Annotated in this window: 13 protein-coding genes; 4 read left to right on the top strand and 9 right to left on the bottom strand. The window is 72.1% G+C overall.

Going from position 1 to position 16,310, the window contains the following annotated elements:
- The first annotated feature begins 43 nt into the window (after positions 1-43).
- Positions 44-457, top strand: coding sequence for a hypothetical protein (locus AOK01_RS16945; RefSeq protein WP_055512445.1), 414 nt, complete (start codon positions 44-46; stop codon positions 455-457).
- Positions 458-580: 123 nt separating this feature from the next.
- Entirely contained in the window at positions 581-1,576 is a 996-nt protein-coding gene (locus AOK01_RS16940; protein WP_055512443.1) for an NAD-dependent epimerase/dehydratase family protein, read from the top strand.
- 61 nt (positions 1,577-1,637) lie between these two features.
- On the opposite strand, the gene purH is transcribed toward AOK01_RS16940, so the two are convergent.
- Positions 1,638-3,185, bottom strand: coding sequence for a bifunctional phosphoribosylaminoimidazolecarboxamide formyltransferase/IMP cyclohydrolase (gene purH, locus AOK01_RS16935; protein WP_055512493.1), 1,548 nt, complete (start codon positions 3,183-3,185; stop codon positions 1,638-1,640).
- Positions 3,186-3,280: 95 nt separating this feature from the next.
- On the bottom strand, positions 3,281-3,910 hold the full coding sequence (purN, locus tag AOK01_RS16930) for a phosphoribosylglycinamide formyltransferase (RefSeq protein ID WP_055512441.1): 630 nt from the start codon (positions 3,908-3,910) through the stop codon (positions 3,281-3,283).
- A 403-nt stretch (positions 3,911-4,313) separates the two neighbouring features.
- On the opposite strand from purN, the gene AOK01_RS41235 reads away from it, so the two are divergent.
- Entirely contained in the window at positions 4,314-5,186 is an 873-nt protein-coding gene (locus AOK01_RS41235; RefSeq protein ID WP_079103479.1) for a hypothetical protein, read from the top strand.
- Positions 5,187-5,234: 48 nt separating this feature from the next.
- Here the strand turns inward: AOK01_RS41235 and AOK01_RS16920 are convergent, their stop codons facing one another.
- Positions 5,235-6,980, bottom strand: coding sequence for a cell division protein PerM (locus AOK01_RS16920; RefSeq protein ID WP_157871338.1), 1,746 nt, complete (start codon positions 6,978-6,980; stop codon positions 5,235-5,237).
- A gap of 106 nt (positions 6,981-7,086) precedes the next feature.
- Between AOK01_RS16920 and AOK01_RS16915 the strand changes: the two genes are divergently transcribed.
- Positions 7,087-7,929, top strand: a complete 843-nt coding sequence (locus AOK01_RS16915) for a sigma factor-like helix-turn-helix DNA-binding protein (protein ID WP_055512436.1) — start codon at positions 7,087-7,089, stop codon at positions 7,927-7,929.
- An 87-nt stretch (positions 7,930-8,016) separates the two neighbouring features.
- On the opposite strand, the gene sucD is transcribed toward AOK01_RS16915, so the two are convergent.
- From sucD to AOK01_RS16885, 6 genes are all read right to left on the bottom strand, one after another.
- A complete protein-coding gene (sucD, locus tag AOK01_RS16910; protein ID WP_055512434.1) occupies positions 8,017-8,901 on the bottom strand; it encodes a succinate--CoA ligase subunit alpha in 885 nt (294 codons plus the stop codon).
- Between the two features lie 21 nt (positions 8,902-8,922).
- Entirely contained in the window at positions 8,923-10,101 is a 1,179-nt protein-coding gene (sucC, locus tag AOK01_RS16905) for an ADP-forming succinate--CoA ligase subunit beta (RefSeq protein ID WP_055512431.1), read from the bottom strand.
- 468 nt (positions 10,102-10,569) lie between these two features.
- Entirely contained in the window at positions 10,570-11,598 is a 1,029-nt protein-coding gene (locus AOK01_RS16900; protein ID WP_055512429.1) for a hypothetical protein, read from the bottom strand.
- A 282-nt stretch (positions 11,599-11,880) separates the two neighbouring features.
- Positions 11,881-12,816: a hypothetical protein gene (locus tag AOK01_RS16895; RefSeq protein WP_157871336.1), complete on the bottom strand. Its 936-nt coding sequence runs from the start codon at positions 12,814-12,816 to the stop codon at positions 11,881-11,883.
- A gap of 289 nt (positions 12,817-13,105) precedes the next feature.
- Complete coding sequence (locus tag AOK01_RS16890; RefSeq protein WP_245702285.1) at positions 13,106-14,359, bottom strand: vWA domain-containing protein; 1,254 nt, start codon at positions 14,357-14,359, stop codon at positions 13,106-13,108.
- Positions 14,356-16,310 (bottom strand): DUF5682 family protein (locus AOK01_RS16885; protein WP_055512424.1); only part of this gene is annotated, 1,955 nt, incomplete at its 5' end. The genes AOK01_RS16890 and AOK01_RS16885, both read right to left, overlap by 4 nt.

Below are 16,310 nucleotides of genomic sequence, written 5' to 3'. Positions count from 1 at the left end.
GAGCCGTCCACCTACGGGGGTGGCAGCACCAGGAGGGCACACCATGAAGCGCATTCTGGCCTCGCTCGGAGCAGCGGCGGTGCTGGCGGCCGGGGCGATCGTGACGGCTCCGGCGAGCGCGTCGGCGGCACCGAACGGCTGCTGGGGCGACGCCGGCACGAAGACGGACCCCGAAGGCCGCACCGACACCGCCCGCTACTGTCACAACTACCAGAGCGGCGACATCATCTGGTACGCCACCGACATCGGCGACCTGTACGCGGGCGACAACTGGTTCATCTGCCAGCAGCAGGACGCCGGCTACCCCAACCCGCCCGTCGGCGACGCCCGCAACGACTGGTGGCTCTTCACCCAGGGTGACACCGGCAGCACCCACGGCGGCTGGGGCTGGTTCCCGGCGACGAAGATCTCGGGCGGCAGCAACTGGGAGCCGGTCCCCGGCCTGCCCATCTGCTGACGCCCTCGCCCGGCGGCGGCCTCCGGCTCCTTCGGGGGAGGGCCGGAGGCCGCCGTCCCCCCACCGTTCTCCGGCCGGCCGCAGACGGCCCGCACGTCCGAACACCGTGACTACCATTGCGACATGAAACTGCTGATCTTGGGCGGGACCTCGTTCGTGGGCCGGGCCGTAGTGGAGGCCGCCAGGCGGGACGGGCACGACGTCACGATCTTCAACCGGGGGCTCTCGGGCCCCGAACTGTTCCCGGAGGTACCGCGTCTGGTCGGTGACCGGGACAGCGGAGCCTACAAGGCGCTGGCCGGGCTTTCGTGGGACGCGGTCGTGGACGTCAGCGCGTACGTACCCCGGCACGTCCAGGAAGTCGCCGACGTTCTGGGCGACAACACCGGCCGCTACTTGCTGATCTCCACGGGCTCTGTCTACGGCTGGGCGGCCGGCAGGCCGGGGATGGAGCGGCTGCCTCCGGAGTACGCCACCGAAGAGATCACCGCTGCCACCTACGGACCGTTGAAGGTCGCCTGCGAGGACGTCGCTTCGGCCCGGTACGGCGAACGGGCCACCATCGTGCGCCCCGGGGTCGTCGCCGGCCCGCACGATCCCACGGACCGCTTCACCTACTGGGTGCGCAGGGCCGCCCGCGGGGGCCGGGTGGCGCTGGCCGGGGCGCCGGACGCACCGGTCCAGGTGGTGGACTCAAGAGACCTGGCAAGGTTGGTGGTCACCCTCATCTCCGACGACCGGCCCGGCAGCTTCGACGCGGTCGGCCCGGCGGAGCCGGTGACCATGGCCGAGATGATCCACATCTGCGCCCGGGCGGCCGGCCGTGAGGTTGAGGTGGTCACCGTTCCGCTGGAAGGCACCGAGCCGGGTCTGCCGTACGTCCCGGCCTTCCCGCTCGCCCTGGCCCATCCGGACTTCCACTGGTTGTTCCGCCTGAATTCCGCCGCGGCCAGAGCGGCCGGAATGCCCTCGACGCCGTTGTCCACCACCGCGGCCGACGTCCTGGCATGGGATCAGGACCGTGGTGAGCCGCCGTTGCACGCCGGGCCGACCCCTGAGCACGAGTCGGAACTGCTCGAAGCCGCAGACCGGGCGACAGCGCAGCAGCCCGGCACCTGAGCTCCTGGACGACAACGGTCCGCCGACGCGTACCCGCCGGCGGACCGACCGCGTGTGCGGCTCAGTGGAAGAAGTGGCGCGTCCCCGTGAAGTACATGGTGACGCCGGCCTTCTTCGCCGCCTCCACCACCAGTTCGTCACGGACCGAACCGCCGGGCTGGACCACTGCCTTGACGCCGGCCGCGGTCAGGATCTCCAGGCCGTCGGGGAACGGGAAGAACGCGTCCGAGGCGGCGAAGGAGCCCCTGGCCCGCTCGGCGCCCGCGCGCTCGACCGCGAGCTTGGCGGAGTCGACGCGGTTGACCTGGCCCATGCCGACGCCGACGGAGGCGCCGTCCTTGGCGAGGAGGATCGCGTTGGACTTGACGGCCCGGCAGGCCCGCCAGGCGAAGGCCAGCTCGTCCAGCTCGCCCTGCGAGAGGGGGTCGCCGGTCGCCAGCGTCCAGGAGGACGGGTTGTCGCCGTCGGCCTGGAGGCGGTCGGCCACCTGGAGGAGCCGGCCGCCGTCGATCTGCTTGATCTCGACCTGCGCGGACGGACCCCGGTGGGCGCGCAGCACGCGGATGTTCTTCTTCTTGGCGAGGGCCTCCAGCGCGCCGTCCTCGTACTCGGGCGCGACGATGACCTCGGTGAAGATCTCGGCGACCTGCTCCGCCATCTCCTTGGAGACGGGCCGGTTGACGGCGATGACGCCGCCGAACGCGGAGAGCGGGTCGCAGGCGTGCGCCTTGCGGTGCGCCTCGGCGACGTTCGCGCCGATCGCGATACCGCACGGGTTGGCGTGCTTGATGATCGCGACGCACGGGTCGTCGTGGTCGTACGCGGCACGGCGCGCGGCGTCCGTGTCCGTGTAGTTGTTGTACGACATCTCCTTGCCGTGCAACTGCTCGGCGTCGGCCAGACCACCCGTCCCGTCGACGTACAGCGCGGCGCCCTGGTGCGGGTTCTCGCCGTAGCGCAGGGTGTTGCGCTTCTCGAACGTCGCGCCGATGAACTCGGGGAACGCGGCGTCGTCGGCGGACTCCGACGCGGGCGCGTACGAGCTCGCGAACCAGGAGGCGACCGCCACGTCGTACGCCGCGGTGTGCTGGAACGCCTCGGCCGCCAGACGCTTGCGGGCGTACAGGTCGAAGCCGCCGTCGCGGACGGCGGACAGCACGTCGGCGTACCGCTCGGGGCTGGTGACCACCGACACGGACGGGTGGTTCTTGGCGGCGGCGCGGACCATCGACGGGCCGCCGATGTCGATCTGTTCCACGCACTCGTCGGCCGTCGCGCCCGAGGCGACGGTCTCCTTGAACGGGTAGAGGTTCACGACGACCAGCTGGAACGGCTCCACGTCCAGTTCGGCCAGCTGCCGTACGTGGTCGTCGAGCCGCAGGTCGGCAAGGATGCCCGCGTGCACGCGCGGGTGCAGCGTCTTGACCCGGCCGTCCAGGCACTCGGGGAAGCCGGTGAGCTCCTCGACCTTGGTGACCGGGACCCCGGCGGCGGCGATCCGCGCGGCGGTGGAGCCGGTGGAGACGAGCTCGACACCTGCCGCGTGCAGGCCGCGGGCGAGCTCTTCGAGTCCGGTCTTGTCGTAGACGCTGACGAGCGCGCGCCGGATGACCCGCTTGGTGCTCTTGGCCGTGCCTGCGCTCCCGGCCGTGCCTGCGCTCCCGGCCGTGCCTGCGCTCTCGGCGGTGCCTGTGCTCTCGGCGGTCACTGGATAACTACCTTTCGTCCCTCAATGCGATAGCCGTTGCGGGCGAGCCGCCCCACGACATCGACGAGCAGCCTTCGTTCGACTTCCTTGATGCGCTCATGGAGAGCGGACCCATCGTCTTCGTAGTCCTCGTTGCGGACCTCGACCACGCCCTGGGCGATGATCGGGCCGGTGTCGACGCCGTCGTCGACGAAGTGGACGGTGCACCCGGTGACCTTCGCGCCGTAGGCGAGGGCGTCCCGGACGCCGTGCGCCCCCGGGAAACTGGGCAGCAGGGCGGGGTGGGTGTTCACGAACCGGCCGCCGAAGCGGGCCAGGAACTCCTTGCCCACTATCTTCATGAACCCGGCGGAGACGACGAGATCCGGTGCGTACGCGGCGGTGGCCTCGGCCAGTGCCGCGTCCCACTCGTCACGGGTCCCGTAGTCCTTCACCCGTCGGACGAAGGTCGGCAACCCGGCGCGCTCGGCGCGCTCCAGGCCTGCGATGTTCTCGCGGTCCGCGCCGACCGCGACGATCTCGGCTCCGTAGGCGGCCGTCCCCCGCGACGCGACCGCGTCGAGGAGAGCCTGCAGATTCGTACCTGATCCGGAGACCAGCACGACGAGGCGCTTGGCCTTGGCCACGGCGGGGCCCTTTCTCGGGGAGTGCCTTTGTATGGTCGTACGAATGCTTTGCGCTCCCGGATACGGGGAAGTCTACGAAGCGGCCGACCGTCAGCAACGATACCGGCACACCGGACGGCCCCCGCGGGACGGGGGCGTGGCCGGAAGGTAGCGTCTGGGGAGGATCCGCCCAGGGAAGACAGCCCGGGAAGACGGTTCGCGCAGGGGAACGCCTTGTGCGCACGGGACGTTGACCAGGGACGGGTACGAACGCCCGGGGCGCGAGCCGGCCCCGGACACGTGGCCGGTTCTGTCCAGCTGTCCAGCTCTGTCCACCTCCGTCCAGCTCGTGGACACGTTGCCCGCTGATTGCCACGCCGCATACCACCAAGCTGCATACCGCCAAGGGGAAGACGCACACCTGATGCCGGACCGAAGTCTCCGACGCCCTCCGCTCCTGCTGCGCGAGCGGCGCCCCTCTCCCACCTCGCCGCGGGAGAGCGACGACGTGCCCGAGAGCGGGCAGGCCTCCACGGGCGGCCAGGCCCCTACGGGTGGCCAGGGCTCCGGTGCGCCGGCTTCCGGGGAGCGGCCCGAACCGCCCCGGACGCCGGAAACTCCCTCGGACGACAATCCCTTCGCCCCGCCCCCCGAGGGCACCCCCGACCGGCCGTGGCGGCCTCGGCGGCCCTCGGGCGGCGGCCGTGGTCAGGACGGTCCGAGCGGTCAGGACGGCGGCGGTACTCCTCCGTGGGGCAGCCAGTGGAGCGACCGGCAGCCGGGGCCCGCGCAGGGCGGCCGTTTCGGTGACAAGCCCGGTGCGGGCAACTCGGGCGGCTCAGGCGGCGGGCAGGGCGGTCCGGAAGGATCCGGCGGCCCGGGTGCCGGTATGCGCTGGGACCCGACCGACCCCGCGCAGCGACGCGCTCGGTTCGCGCTGCTGTCCGGCATGTGGGCGTTCTTCTTCGCCCTCTTCAACTGGCCGTACGTGGCACTGCTGCTCGGCGCGCTGGCCCTCCACTGGGCGATCAGCGCCCTGCGCGCCAAGCAGCGCACGCCGGACCCGGACAGCCCGGCGCCACCGCCCCAGGGCTCGAAGCCCCAGACCACCGCGGCGATCAGCGGCCTCGTCACCGCGTCCCTGGCGCTCGCCCTGGTCGCGATGACGTTCACGGCGCAGCTCGTGTACCGCGACTACTACACCTGCGTGAACGACTCCCTCACCCACACGGCGGAGAAGTCCTGCGACGACCTGCTGCCGGATCAGCTCCAGGGCCTGCTGGGCACCCGCGACTGACCCTCAGTCCGTTGAGTCCGTCGAGTCCGTCGAGTCCGTCGAGTCCGTTCAGTCGGTCGGGGCCGGGGGGTCGGCTCGGTGGGGCTCGCGTGGGAGGTCGTCGTCCCAGACCGAACCGAAGGGATCGGACGAGGACAGGAACTCGTAGATCGAGTGCTCGCCGGTCGGCCGCGCCGGGGTCGCCTCCTCCTTGGGTGCCTGCCCGTCGGCGGACTCGGACCGCTTACCAGCACGCTCATGCCGAGCCCGGAGTGCCCGTACCGACAGCCCCCGTAGCCGGAGTGCCCGTACGCGAAGGCCTCGTACGCGGAGCCCTCGTACCCGGGTCCGGGGCTCGCGCAGGCGCCAGGAGCGCAGGGCCAGGCCCGTCGGCAAGCACACCACCGCGATCCAGCCCGCCGCGGCCGGCCCCGTCTGCCACCAGATGGGGCCGAAGTCGGCGAGGGCGGCCACCCCCAGGGGCCCGCCCGCCAGTGCGGCGAGCACCGCGAGGGCCAGGCCGCACAGGACCGCCGCGAGCGCCAGTGTCTCGGCGGTTCGCCGGCACGACCAGGCCGCGGCCCGCCGGGCGGTGGCCGACGCCGCCTCCTCTTCCCCGGCCCCGGCCTTGCGCCGCCCCGGTACCCCCGCCCCGACCGTGAACCGGGCCACCACGACCCCGGCCACCAGCGGCACGGCTCCCGCCATCCAGTTCAACGGTGTCCCCGGGCCGGCGTCCGGAACGGCGGCCAGCAGCGGGAAAGGGGGCAGCCGCGAGGCGGGGTCCGACAGCAACGGCCCCGCCGCGTGCCCGGCTCCGAGTGCGAACCCGGGGCCGAGTGCGTACGCGGCCCCCCACACCGCCGCGTTCGGGACGAGGGCCAGGGCCAGGGCCAGCACCGCGCACCGGCCCGACCAGCTCCCCGTGAGCTCAAGGAACGACTCCCGCGCCGCGCCCCCGTGCCACACCAGCGAGACACCGACGAGCACGGCCCCGCCGCCCACGAGCGCCGCGGCCCCGGCGGCAGCGGCACGCACGGCGACCGTGAGCCGAGACCCGGAAGCGAGGGAAGCGGCAGAGGAGAGGGGAGTGGCGGAAACGAAAGAAGCACAGAAAGCGAAGGAAGCGAAGGGGAGGGCGTCGAGGGTCTGGCGCAGGGCCGGCGGCAGCGGCCCGAGCGGCCGCCCGTACGCCGTCCAGACGCCCGCCCCCGCCGCGGTCATCGCGAGCAGCGGCGGCCACAGGACGACGGACGTCCACGAGGGGCGCGGTTCGGCGGCCGAGGCGTACACCGCGGCGGCGGCCACGACCGTCACATAGCCCGCGACGACTCCCGCCCACGCGGTGCGGGCGGGGGGTGGCGGTGACGTGGCGTCACCATCCGCGGCGTCGCGCGCCGCGCGGTGCAGCAGCCACCCGGGCAGCGCGACCAGGAGCAGCGGGGTCACCCCGATGGGTGCGGGTACGCCGGACAACGTGTCCGTGCGGACCAGTTCGGTGCCGTGCGCCAGCAGCCACAGCGAGGCGGCGACGTTCAGCGCCCCGTCGGGTCCGCTGTCCGGATAGGGCGAGCTGATCCACAGAACCGTCACGAGTACGGCGACCGCTCCGAGCCCGAGGCCCGCGGCGAGCACGCCGCCGACCAGGCCGGCGGCCAGCCCTGACGACCGTCTCCGCAGCCTGACGAGCGGCGACGGCGGTGACGACGGCGGCGACGGGCTGCGGCCCGGGCCACGGTCGGGGCGTTGTTCCGGATTACGGCCCGGATTACGGCCCGGATTACGGTCCGGGCTTCGGTCGGTCAGCTGGGTCACGCCCGCCATGCTGCCAACGACACGCGCTTTCCCGTCGTAACAGGCGAACCTCGGATGTGTCGCTCAATATACGTTTTATGTACTTTTACGTACGGAGGGGCGCCCGGTGACGCAGACCGCGCAGACCGCTGCCCCCCTGACGCCCGCGCAGGCCTTCGACGCCCTCTACGCGTTCGCCGCCCCCGCTCTCGTACGGCAGGCGTATCTGCTCACCGGGCGGCGCGCCCTGGCGCGGGAGTCCGTGGAACGGGCCTTCCAACTGGCCTGGCAGCGCTGGCCCGAGGTGGCGGTCGACCGGGATCCGGCAGGCTGGGTGCGTGCGGCGGCGTACGAGTACGCGATGTCTCCCTGGCACCGGCTGCGGCTACGCCACCGTGTCCCGGAACCGCCGCCCGCCGCCCTGGACGACCGCCGGCTGCTGTCCGTACTGCAGAGCCTGCCGCCCCCGTACCGGCGGACCCTGCTCCTCTACGACGGTCTCGGGCTCGGGCTGCCGGAGACCGCGGCCGAGACGGAGGCGAGCACTCCGGCGGCGGCGAACCGGCTGCTGAACGCGCGCGCGACCGTCACCGCGCGCATCCCGGAACTGGCGGAGGAGGAGGAACTGCGGCGGCGGCTCACGGAGCTGGCCGGCACGGAGCTGGCCGGCAGGGAACGGCTGCGGACCGTGCCGAAGCCCGTCGTCGTGCGCACGGGCGGCGAGCGCCGGGCCCGCCTCTGGACCCGCGCGGCCATCGCCTTCACGGTCCTGATCATCGGTTCCACCGTGTTCACGCTCCACACGGCCCCCGACCACTACGAGGCCCCGCAGGCGCCGGCCGCCACGGTGCCCGGGATTCCGCCGCGCTCCGGTCCCGGCCCGCTGTCGCTGGAGGACCTGGAGCTGCGCACCAAACTCCGCAACATGTCAGGAAAGGGCCCGGAAAGGCTCCTGCCGCAACTGCGCTGAGTGGCTCGATACCGGGCGGGCCGGGCAACGCGGACGGGCCCGCACCCCGGGGGGGTGCGGGCCCGTCGACGTACGACAGACGTTGGTTCAGCCGGCGAGGATGGCGCGGGCCAGCTTCGCCGTCTCGGTCGGCGTCTTGCCGACCTTGACGCCGGCGGCCTCAAGGGCCTCCTTCTTCGCGGCGGCCGTGCCGGAGGAACCGGAGACGATGGCGCCCGCGTGGCCCATGGTCTTGCCCTCGGGCGCGGTGAAGCCCGCGACGTAGCCGACGACCGGCTTGGTCACGTTCTTCGCGATGTAGTCCGCCGCACGCTCCTCGGCGTCGCCGCCGATCTCACCGATCATGACGATCAGGTCGGTGTCGGGGTCGGCCTCGAACGCGGCGAGCGCGTCGATGTGCGTCGTACCGATGACCGGGTCGCCACCGATGCCGACGGCCGACGAGAAGCCGATGTCACGGAGCTCGTACATCATCTGGTACGTCAGCGTGCCGGACTTCGAGACCAGGCCGATGCGGCCCGGCTTCGTGATGTCGCCCGGGATGATGCCGGCGTTGGACTGGCCCGGGGTGATGAGACCGGGGCAGTTCGGGCCGATGATGCGGGTCTTGTTGCCCTTCGACTTCGCGTACGCCCAGAAGGCGGCGGAGTCGTGGACGGCGATGCCCTCGGTGATGACGACCGCGAGGGGGATCTCGGCGTCGATGGCCTCGACGACGGCTGCCTTGGAGAAGGCCGGCGGTACGAAGAGGACGGATACGTTCGCGCCCGTCTTCTCGATGGCCTCGGCGACCGTGCCGAAGACGGGGATCTCGGCGCCGTCGAAGTCGACCGACGTGCCGGCCTTGCGCGGGTTCACGCCGCCGACGATGTTCGTGCCGTCGGCGAGCATGAGCTTGGTGTGCTTCATGCCCGTGGCACCGGTCATGCCCTGGACGATGACCTTGCTGTCCTTGTTGAGGAAGATAGCCATGGCTGTTCTGTCCCTCGTCCCTTACTTCGCGGCCGCGAGCTCGGCGGCCTTGTCGGCCGCGCCGTCCATGGTGTCCACGCGCTGCACCAGCGGGTGGTTGGCGTCGGAGAGGATCTTGCGACCCAGCTCGGCGTTGTTGCCGTCGAGACGCACGACCAGCGGCTTGCTGACTTCCTCGCCCTTGTCGGCGAGCAGCTGCAGCGCCTGGACGATGCCGTTGGCGACCTCGTCACACGCGGTGATGCCACCGAAGACGTTGACGAAGACGGACTTGACGTCCGGGTCGCCGAGGATGATCTCCAGGCCGTTCGCCATGACCGCGGCGGAGGCGCCGCCGCCGATGTCGAGGAAGTTGGCCGGCTTCACGCCACCGTGCGCCTCACCGGCGTACGCGACGACGTCGAGGGTGCTCATGACGAGACCCGCGCCGTTGCCGATGATGCCGACCTCACCGTCGAGCTTGACGTAGTTGAGGTTCTTCTCCTTGGCGGCGGCCTCCAGCGGGTTGGCCGACTCCTTGTCCTCCAGAGCCGCGTGGTCCGCCTGGCGGAACTCCGCGTTCTCGTCCAGGGAGACCTTGCCGTCCAGCGCCAGGACGTCGCCGGAGGCGACCTTGGCGAGGGGGTTGACCTCCAGGAGGAGCGCGTCCTCGGCGACGAAGGTGTCCCACAGGGTCACGAGGATCTCGGCAACCTGTTCCGCCACCTCGGCCGGGAACTTCGCCTGGGCCACGATCTCGCGGGCCTTCTCGATCGAAACGCCCTCGACGGCGTCGACCGGGACCTTCGCGAGGGCCTCGGGGGTCTTCTCCGCGACCTCCTCGATGTCCATGCCGCCCTGTACGGACGCCATGGCGAGGAAGGTGCGGTTCGTGCGGTCGAGGAGGTACGAGACGTAGTACTCCTCAAGAATCTCCGGGGCCGTCTCGGCGATCATCACCTTGTGGACCGTGTGGCCCTTGATGTCCATGCCGAGAATGTCCGTCGCGCGAGCGACGGCCTCGTCCGGGGTGCCGGCCAGCTTCACGCCGCCGGCCTTGCCGCGGCCACCGACCTTGACCTGCGCCTTGACGACGGACTTGCCGCCAAGTCGCTCGGTCGCCGCGCGCGCCCCTTCAGGCGTGTCGATGACTTCACCGGCCAGCACCGGTACACCGTGCTTGGCGAAGAGGTCCCTCGCCTGGTACTCGAACAGGTCCACGCGCGTCCGTCCCTATCAGGTAATTCGCGGTTCGTTGTCTGCGTGGGCGTGCCGCGAGGGCAACGTGACTGCGCGGTCACAAGGAGGGCGTGAGCACGGTGGCCGACACGCGGCATGTCCGTCTCGCAGGTTATCTCCGCCAGCGGTGGGGTCGTAAATCGCAGCTCACACCTGGGCGGTGATTACGGTCACAGATTGCTACTCCAGACGGGCCCCAAGGGCCTCACCAGGCTGGGGTTTGCCTGGTGAGGCCCGTCCGGCAGCCCCTCAGAACCGACGTGAGGGGCGTGAGGCGGCCGGTCCTCACCCCAATGAGGACCGGCCGACCCCGACCGCAGAGTCCCGGCCGCACGAGCCGAACGGATTTCGGCCGTACGGGCCTGTGCCCTGCGGGGTCGGACGGGTTGCCGTACGGCCGGCCACCGGGCTCGGCCGTACGACGGGCGTCGTCGGACGCCCCCGGCGTCGTCAGACGCCTCGGACGGCGCCGCCCCGGACGGGCGGCAGGTAGCTCGGCGTGACGGACTCGGCCACGTCCCCGACGCCGCGGACCGCGTTTCCGGCCAGCGGTCCGGCGGCGGACCCGACGGTTCCGGTCAAGTCCCGCGCGAAGGGCCACGCCTGTCCGGCCACACCGGTCGCGAACGGGGCGACCTCGCCGGCCACGCCGACGACTCCGTACGCGAACGGCTGGATGTCGTCGCCCGTCATGCCGTACGCGAACGCCGCGGCGCTGCCACCGACTCCGTCCACGGCCGGCTGGACGTACTGGACGGTGTCCACGACCGGCTGGACGTATTGGACGACGGTGTCCACGACCGGCTCGACGTACTGCTCGACGTACTGGGCGACGGCGTCCACGACAGGCCGCACCGCACCGCCGACGCCCTCGGCGAACGGGGGCACCTGGCCCGTCACGCCCTGCGCCAACGGGCCGACCCTGCCCGTCACGCCGTACGCGAGCGGCGGCACCTCGCCCACGACGCCGCCCGCGAAGGGGCCCACGTCGCCGCGGACGACGCCGACGACGCCGTGGGCGAGGCCGGTCGCGTCGCCGACCGCATGCCCGGCGACGGGGAGCGCGCCGTCCACCGCCGTGCCGGCGATGGGCGGCAGCACGGCGTCGGCCGTCTCGTCGACGACCGGGCCGACCTGCCCGGCGGTGCTCTGCGCGGCGGCGAGGGTCTGCTCCAGCTCCGGGGCGAACGCCGACAGGGGGCCGAAGAGGTAGTCGACCTCGTCCTGAGGGCGAGAGCCGGTGGTGGGTGCGGCGTGGGTCGCGTCCTTCACCTGCGCCGCCTGTGCGACGTGGTGTGTGGGCAACTGGGCCTTCACAGGCGTAGTGGTGGCGGTCGCAGCGGTATCGGGTATGGACGCGTCGGGTACGGACGCGGACGTGGCGGGCAGTTCGTCCGCGCTGGCGACGGCGGAGCCGAGGGCCCACGCGCCGGTGACACCTGCGGCTATGACGATGGAACGGCGAATGTTCTTGTGCATGCGTGCGTCAGATCCTTCGGATTCGGATACCGAGAGTTCGGGACGTCTGCTGGGGAGGGTCGGGCGCCCGGAAGGGCTGATGCGCCACGTCGGTGGGGAGATCTGTGGGGAGATCTGTGGGGAGATCTGTGGGGAAATCGAGCACCGACGGCTGTGGCAACGGTCCACGTCCGGGTCACGTCCGGCCGATCACGTCCGGAGATCGAGGCGATGTCCGGGCAGACGGGCAGACCTGTTCCGCCCCCGCGCGGCAGGGCTCAGCGGGGGAAGACCGGACAGGACCTAGCCGGGGAACGCCGGAATGTCCCGGTGCCGGTCCCGGGCCCGAGCCGCGGGAACGTCCGCGGTGGTGCCGGGTACCAGCGTCGGCCGGGCCCTCTCGTTCGACGTGACGGCCTGCGCGTCGCCGTGCCTCGGCGACCCGTTGTCGCCCGCGGAGTGCCGACCCGACGTATCGGTGGGACCGCCGTCGGGGATCTGGTGCACGGGCGCCCGCACGGCCCCCGTGACGTGGGTGTGCGTGGGGTGGCGTGCGTCGTCACCGGCCATCGGCCCGGGGCCACCGGCGAACCGCGGCCCGTACACCGACGCGCTCTCTCCGTGCGACGGCTTCCCGGCCGCCTGGTGCCTGTCCGCCGCCCCGCCCGGCTGCTGTTGCTGCGCCGCCGTACCGGCCGGCAGGGTCTGACCGGGAACCGCGGGCAACGGCAGTCCCGGCAACTCCGGGAGCCCCGGAAGACCGGGCAGGCCCGGCAGCGTGGGCACTTGAGGCAGCGACGGCCACCACTGCGGCGGGGCAGGCTGCTCGCCGATCCCACCGGCGGCCCCATCGCCGACCCCGTCAGTGATTCCGGCTGTGATCTGATCCACCAGATCACCGATGGGCGGTCCGCCGTACTCGGCGGCCGGCGGTGTCACCAGCTCAGTGACCGAGCGTGCGACCTCCTCGGTGACCGGCCGCACGACACGCGGGACTTTATCGGTCACGAGCGTGCTCGCCCCCGGCAACTCGGGCTGCTCGGAGCCGGAGCCAGAGCTGGAGTCGGAGGGGGATGCGGATGACGGCGAGGGGGCCTGCGACCGCGAGATGGTCGGCGCGGCCGGCACGACACCGTCCACCGCGTGCGCCTGCTCTCCGCAGAGCAGCCCCAGCACGAACAACCCGCCCACCAGCAGCACCACTTCCAGCGCACGCCGCCCCACCGCTGCGCGCGTCACACGCAGAGCGATACCGGGCGATACGGCTGACAGTGCCAAGGCGGGGAGAGCCTCCCGTGCGGAGGGACAAGGCGAAGCGAGGTGTGGTGCAAGGCGGTGCGGCGTAGCGGAGCGGAGTGGGGGCGCGGCCACGAGGCTGCACGCCCCCGAAGACGCGCCGATCCTCGCACGGCACTCCTGCGGTCGCGCAAGTCCCCTGTCACCGATGGCTACTCATGTCCGCTTTATCCGCCGTCTCCTGCCTCCCCCACCTCGCTGCTCCCACCCTTCTCCGCTGACCCGGCCGTCTCTACCGCCCCGGGCTCCCGGTGTCGGGTATCGGCAGTGGGCGCTTCTCGATCGCCGCCGCCATCACCTCCGGAAAGAGGTCGGGCGTACAGGCGAACGCCGGTGCGCCCAGCCCCGCGAGTGCCGCCGCGTGTTCACGGTCGTAGGCGGGAGCCCCCTCGTCGGACAACGCGAGCAGCGTCACGAACTGCACCCCCGACGCCTTCATCGCGGCGACCCGCTTCAGCATCTCGTTGCGGATGCCCCCTTCGTAGAGGTCGCTGATGAGCACGACCACGGTGTCGGCGGGGCGCGTGATCTGCGACTGGCAGTACGCGAGAGCTCTGTTGATGTCCGTACCGCCGCCGAGCTGCGTGCCGAAGAGGACGTCAACCGGGTCGTCGAGCTGGTCGGTGAGGTCGACGACAGCCGTGTCGAAGACGACGAGCCGGGTGTCGATGGACCGCATCGACGCCAGGACCGCGCCGAACACCGACGCGTACACGACCGACGCCGCCATCGAGCCCGACTGGTCGATGCAGAGGACCACCTCCTTCTTCACGGACTGCGAGGCGCGTCCGTAACCGATGAGGCGCTCGGGCACGATGGTGCGGAACTCGGGCAGATAGTGCTTGAGGTTGGCCGCGATCGTGCGGTTCCAGTCGATGTCGTGGTGGCGCGGCCTGTTGATACGAGCGCTGCGGTCCAGCGCCCCCGTGAGGGTCGCCCGGGTACGTGTCGCGAGCCGCTTCTCCAGGTCCTCGACCACCTTGCGCACGACAGCGCGTGCTGTTTCCTTGGTCGTTTCGGGCATGGCCTTGATCAACGACAGCAGGGTGCCGACCAGGTGGACGTCCGCCTCCACGGCTTCCAGCATCTCCGGCTCCAGGAGCAGGGTGGACAGACCCAGCCGGTCGATGGCGTCCCGCTGCATGACCTGGACGACGGAGGACGGGAAGTACGTACGGATGTCCCCCAGCCACCGGGCGACGGCCGGCGCGGACGCGCCAAGACCGGCCGAACGCTCCTGTCCTGCCCGCGCATTGCCGCCCCTCCCGTTCCGGCCCCGGTTCCCGTACAGCGAGCCGAGCGCCCCGTCCATCGCGGCGTCCTGCCCGGCGAGCGTGCAGCCGGTACCGTCCGCGTCCTCCCCGCCGAGCACGAGCCGCCAGCGCCGCAGCCGCTCGTCGACGGCACCGGCCTGATCGGTCGTGCCGGAGCCGCCGGCCTCGTCTGTCTCGTCTGCCGTTTCCACGTCCACGGCTCCCGTACTCATCGCCCCACCCCCACAAGGTCGTTGTCGTCGGCGTTGTCGGCGTCGTCCAGTCCCAGCAGCAGGCGCAGCACCGGCAGTACGGCGTCGGCTCGGCCCGCGTCGAGGTCCGGTGCGAAGCCAGGTGTGCCGGAGACAGTGGCCGCGACGCTCCCCCTCGGTCCCGGGCCACGCCGGACCAGTTCGCCGAGGGTGCGGCGTACCCCGGGCTCGTACGCCGAGAACGTGCGCCGCAGCAGCGGCAGTACGTCGGTGAACGCGTCCCCCGGCACTCCGGTCAGCCAGGAGTCGACCAGCCCGAGCAACCGCTCGTCGTGCACGAGCAGCATGCCGCCCCCGGAGCCTCCGCCGACGAACCCCTCGATCCAGGCCGCCGCGTCGCCGGGTGCGGTACCCGGTGACAGGACGAGCCCCATGAGCCGGGCCGCCTCCTCCTGCCCCAGTTCCCCGTCGTCCAGCAGCAACCGGACGGCCCGTCCCCGGACGATGCCCGGAACGGTGTCCCGAGCCGACAACGTGCTCAGCACGGAATGCCACCGGCCACGTATGCCGGCCCGGGGTTCGTCGGCCCGGGAATCGTCGGCCTGGGTGTCATCCCCTCTTCCCTCGCCTCCCTCTCTTCCCTCGGCTCCCCCTCTTCCCTCGGCCAGCAGCCCCACCGCGCCGTGCACCGCGTCGACATGCCCCCGCATCTCGTCGGCGGCGTCCGCGTCCAGCGCGGCGCAGGCCGGGGGCAGCCCGACGAACACTCGCTCCGCGAGACCCGCGGCGACCTCGGCCAGGGCCTGTGTGTCCGTACCCCGTACGTCGCCGTAGCGCAGGGAGCGGACGAGGGCGGGCAGCGCCTGGGCGAGGTGTCCCACGTCGGCGTCCAGAGCCGCGCGGTCGGCCAGGATGCGCATCACCACCGGGAGGGCGTCCGGGAGTTCGGCGAGGAGGCAGCGCTCGGCGAGGCCTGTGATCTCGGCCAGGGAGCGTGCGCCGACGGCCTCCGTCTCGGCCTTCGCGGTCGCGGCGGCGAGCACGGTCGTGCCCCACACCCCGGCCTCGGCGACGCGCACCGCCAGCTCCGGCTCCCAGCGGAGCCGCCAGGTCTCCCGGAACGTACCCGTGCTGCCGCGGGACGCGACCGGCTCTCCCCACTCGACGCCGAGGAGGCGCAGCCTGTGCAGCAGCCGGCTGCGTCCGCCGTCGGTCTCCTTACGGAGGTCGAGCTCCAGTTCCCGCTCCTGCGCCTCCGGCTTGAGCCGCAGCCGTCGCTGGAGCCGGGCGAGGTCGCGCTGGAGGGGGACCGCCGGCGCCGCCGCGGGTACCTCCCCCAGGACGTCGCCGACGACGAGCCGGTCGTGCACGAGCGCGAGCGGTACGTCCGAGCCCTCGCACATCACGGCCCGTACGGCGTCGGTGGTCTCGGTGAGGCCCGGCAGGGGCCGGCCCCGCATGGCCGCGAGCGTGTCGGCGAGCCGCACCGCCTCGATGACGTGGGCGGAGGAGACGAGCCGGTCCTCGTCCCGCAGCAGCCTGGCCACCTTCGTCATCCAGCGCTCCACGGGACGGTCGGCCGCGGTGAACAGGTGCCCGTACCAGCCGGGCGAGTCGATGCCCGCCCCGTAACCACTCATGCGCGAGAGCCGCCGGTGGGTCCAGGGCACCCAGGTCATGTCGGCCTTCACCTTGGGCAGGCCCTTGAGCAGGGCCCGGTCGGCGGCGACGGTCGTCCGCTGCCGCAGTGCGGGGACATGCCAGGCGCCGCACACCACGGCCACGTCGTCCGCGAACTCCCTCTGAGCCGCGCGCACCTGAAGGCGCATGTAGGCCTCGCGCACGAGATCCCGGTCGTGTCCCCCGGTGCCGTAGACCTCCCGCAGTGCCTCCATGGCCTCGCCGAGCACGTCGAACGGTGCGAACGCGTCCCCTTCCCGCGCCCCCGCTCCCGCCCCCCGGTGCTCGATCA

The organism is Streptomyces aurantiacus (assembly GCF_001418335.1).
GTDB classification, from domain to species: Bacteria; Actinomycetota; Actinomycetes; order Streptomycetales; family Streptomycetaceae; genus Streptomyces; species Streptomyces aurantiacus.
Note: the sequence above shows the minus strand (reverse complement) of the source record. Positions and strands in the feature narration are given on the sequence as shown.